This is a genomic window from Kitasatospora sp. NPDC058406 (assembly GCF_042722765.1).
Classification (GTDB): domain Bacteria; phylum Actinomycetota; class Actinomycetes; order Streptomycetales; family Streptomycetaceae; genus Kitasatospora.
Window position 1 is genome coordinate 6,579 of the sequence record NZ_JBHXKE010000076.1, and the last position, 3,483, is coordinate 10,061.

At 76.6% G+C, this 3,483-nt stretch carries 4 protein-coding genes and 1 pseudogene; all 5 read right to left on the reverse strand.

The genetic code is table 11. The features are described 5' to 3' along the window. Positions 1 to 110: 110 nt before the first annotated feature. Positions 111 to 1,318 (reverse strand): annotated as a pseudogene (gene dnaN, locus ACFWOG_RS17080) (DNA polymerase III subunit beta). Between the two features lie 26 nt (positions 1,319 to 1,344). Then, positions 1,345 to 1,740 (reverse strand): RRQRL motif-containing zinc-binding protein, encoded by a 396-nt coding sequence (locus ACFWOG_RS17085; protein ID WP_380359210.1) that lies wholly within the window; start codon positions 1,738 to 1,740, stop codon positions 1,345 to 1,347. Between the two features lie 14 nt (positions 1,741 to 1,754). Continuing rightward, the gene (locus tag ACFWOG_RS17090; protein ID WP_380359213.1) at positions 1,755 to 2,432 is read right to left on the reverse strand and encodes a hypothetical protein; all 678 of its coding nucleotides are present in this window, start codon (positions 2,430 to 2,432) and stop codon (positions 1,755 to 1,757) included. Between the two features lie 146 nt (positions 2,433 to 2,578). Next, entirely contained in the window at positions 2,579 to 3,061 is a 483-nt protein-coding gene (locus ACFWOG_RS17095; RefSeq protein ID WP_380359216.1) for a hypothetical protein, read from the reverse strand. Positions 3,062 to 3,160: 99 nt separating this feature from the next. Further along, positions 3,161 to 3,355 (reverse strand): hypothetical protein, encoded by a 195-nt coding sequence (locus ACFWOG_RS17100; RefSeq protein WP_380359219.1) that lies wholly within the window; start codon positions 3,353 to 3,355, stop codon positions 3,161 to 3,163. Positions 3,356 to 3,483: the final 128 nt, after the last annotated feature.

The window sequence follows — 3,483 nt, forward strand, 5'->3', positions numbered from 1 at the left end:
GGTCCCGGGGGGGGTGCCCTGCGGTTGGGGGGGGGGGGGGGGTGGGGGGGCCGCCCGGGGGGGGGGCGGGGCCGGGGGGGGTGGGGGGCCGGCCGGGGTGGCGCGCGGGGTCAGCCCTGGAGGCGGATCGGCATCAGCAGGTGCTGGTAGTCGCCGGCGTCGCCGCCGCTGTGGCCGAGGACCAGGACGGGCTTGGTGGAGGAGGTGAGGTGGAAGCGGGCCTCGGGGGCGTCATCGACTTGAGGCAGTCGGCGAGGTAGCCGGGGTTGAACGCGACGTCGCACCCCTGGGCCCGGTCGGCGAGCGAGCCGACGGAGTGGCAGGGGACGCGGTCGGCTGCGCGGGCGTCGTCGCCGTCGCCGGCCTCGATGAGCAGCTGGTCGCCGTCGACGGCCAGGCGGATCGGGCGCTTGTCGGAGGCGACCAGGGCGACGCGCTTGATGGCGGCCAGCGCCTCCTCGACCGGGACGGTGATGGTCAGCTCCGCGTCCTCGGCCGTGGGGAAGAGGTTGCGGGACTTGGGGAACTCGCCGTCCAGCAGGCGGGTGCCGGTGGTGCGGCCCGGGACGGAGAGGGTGAGCTGCCCGTCCGACCAGCCGATGGCCACCGGGTGCTCCCCGGCCAGGGCGCGGGCCGCCTCGGACAGGAACTTGGCCGGCACCAGGACGGTGCGGCCGGCCGCGTCGAGTTCCTCAGCCGTCGGCCCGCCGTCCCGGTCGGCCTTGCTTCCGGCCTTGACCGGCTTGGTGCGGGGCAGGGTGCCGGTGGGCGTCACGGTGAGCTCGCGGACCGCGAACCGGTAGCGGTCGGTGGCCGCGAGGGTGAGGCGGCTGCCCTCCAGGATCATCTGCACGCCGGTGAGGGCGGGCAGGCTGTCGTCGGTGCCGGCGGCGACCACGGCCTGGGCGACCGCGTCGGCGAGCGCGTCGCCCTCCACCGTCAGCACGGTGTCCGGGACCACGGGAAGGGCCGGGTACTCCTCGACCGGCAGCGTCGGCAGCGTGAACCGCGCCGACCCGCAGGCGACGAGCAGCCGGGCTCCGGACAGCTCGATGTCGACCTCGGCGCCCTTCGGCAGCGTCTTCGCGATGTCGGACAGCAGCCGTCCGGAGACCAGCGCGGTGCCGTCCTCGGCGATCTCGGCGTCGACCCGCACGGTCGCGCACGCCTCGTAGTCGAACGCGGCCAGGTGCAACCCGTCCGGGCCGGTGCGCAGCAGGATGCCGGCGAGGACCGGCACCGGGGGCCGGGTGGGCAGGGCGCGGGCGGCGTGGGCGACGGCGTCGGCGAACGGGCCGGCGAACAGGCGCAGCTTCATGGCGGTGGTGCCTTTCTGCAGGGCGGTCAGGCGGTGGTGGTGAGGGCGGCGAGCTGGTCGCGCTCGTCGTCGGTCAGCTCGGAGCAGGGCAGGCAGGAGCCGAGCGTCTTGAGCGGCAGGCAGTGGTCGTAGCGGGTGCGGCAGATCGGGCAGGTCTGGCGGGCGGCCATCGCGCGGTCCAGGGCGGCGGCGCGGCCCGGCGTCATCGGCCGCACCGGCAGCGCGCCGTCGAGGCGGTAGAGGTAGGCGATGCGAAGGCCGCGGCGGGTGACCACCTGCGCGGCCGGCTCCTGTCCTCCGGGCCGCAGGCCGAGTTCGCGAAGCTGGCGGCGGGTGTGCAGGCCGGGGTCGGCGTAGCGCCAGGGCCAGGTGGGGAGGCCGCCGTGGTGCTCGCCGGTGGGGTCGAGGTCGGGTGCGCGCACGGCGGCTTCTCCCGTCAGCCGTTGTTGGTGATGGCGCCGCGCCATCCGGCGGACTGGCGGCCGATGGTGGTCTGGTGGGTGCGGTGGACCAGGGCCAGCACGGTGCCGGTCGCGGACGCGCCGTCACCGCTCGCGGACGCGAATGCGCCCGCGCCGGTGCCGGTGCCGGCGGCGGCGGCGGCGGCTCGGAGCTTGCCGAGCAGGCCGGCCACGCCGAGCACGACGGCGGCGACCAGGACGGCGGCCCACTTGAGGAGGTCGCCGATCTCGCCCGCGTGCGGGGCGACCTCGGCGACGGCCGCGCCGACCATCCACACCGCGCCGCCCGCCGCCAGGGAGGCGATCGAGCCGTAGAGGACGTACTGGCGCACCGCGAGCGACAGGCCCGGGTCGACGGTCGGCGCGGGCGCGGGTGCCTGGGCGTCGACGGCCCGGCGGTGGTCGGCCAGGCGGGCGGTCATGGCGTCCAGGTGGGCGCTCACGTCGAAGACCGGCACAGCGGCGGCCTGGCCGGCGATGAGCGCGGGCACGCTGGTGGCGTCCCCGTGGTCGAGGCTCATCGGGACGGCGACGATCTCGCCGTCCACGGTCGACGGCACGTAGCCGGGCTCCAGAAGGATGACCTGCGGGTCGGCGGGCCGGCCGGTGTCGGGGGCGCGGCCGGTCTCGGGGGCGCGGTCGAAGCGGTCCACGGTGTACTCCAGAGGGGGCGAGGGCCGGTCGGGAAAGGGGTATGCGAGGGCGCCGGGCGCCTTCTGGGGCCGCCGGACCGGCCCGGTGGCGGGGCGGGTCCGGCGGCCCCCGGAGGGGCCGGGAGTCGGGGCGTTCGGAGGGCCGGTCAGTCCTTGTCGGTCTGGCGGCGGTCGGGGAGGGTCTCGGTGCTCCCGTGCTGGTCGAAGTGCTGGCGCAGGCCGTCGGGCCAGGTGTCCAGGTGGGTGGTGGAGGCGGTGAGGACGGTGTCGACGGCGGCCTCGCGGCCGGTGACGACCAGGCGCTTGAGCAGGCGGCCGAGCGGGGCGCTGCTGCCCAGCTGCCCGTGGATGTGGTCGACCTGGTCGACGACCAGGCGGATGCGCGGCTCGTCCGGGGTGGGGGTGTGCTCGTGGCCGCGGGCGAAGCGCTTGTCGGCCTCGGCGAGCAGCTCGGTCAGCAGCTGCTCGGCGCCGTCGGGGGTGGCGTGCCGGTCGGCGCCGGCCAGCTCGGCGGTGAGGGTGATGGCCCAGACGGCGGTGGTCGGGTCTGCGGCGTGGACGTCGATGAGCAGTTGGAGGCCGCGGGTCTTGCCGGACCCGGTGCTGCCGATGATGAGGCGGTTGGCCATGCGGTGTCCTTTCGGGGACGGCTGTGCCCGCCGACCGGGTCGGGCGGCGGGCACGGGGCGGGTGGTGGTGGTCGGTCGTTGACGCGGGTGGGGTGGCGGTCAGACGCGGATGCTGCCGATGAGCTGGACCAGGCCGGTGAGGAACCGGGTGATGGTCGGGCCCAGGCCGGTGAAGGCGAGGGTGAAGCCGAACAGGATGAGGGTGAGGCCGGACCAGATGCGGACGGCGCCGCTGCGGTAGAGGAGGACGGTGAGGATGCCGAAGACGACGGCGAGGGAGGCGGAGAGGACCACGGTTGCTCCTGGCGGGTGGCTGGTGGGTCGGGGGGCGGGCAGGGCGCGGCGGGGGGGGGGGGGGGGGGGCGGCCCCCCCCCCCGCGCGGGGGGGGCGGCCCGGGGGGGGGGTTGTTTGGGGCCGGGGC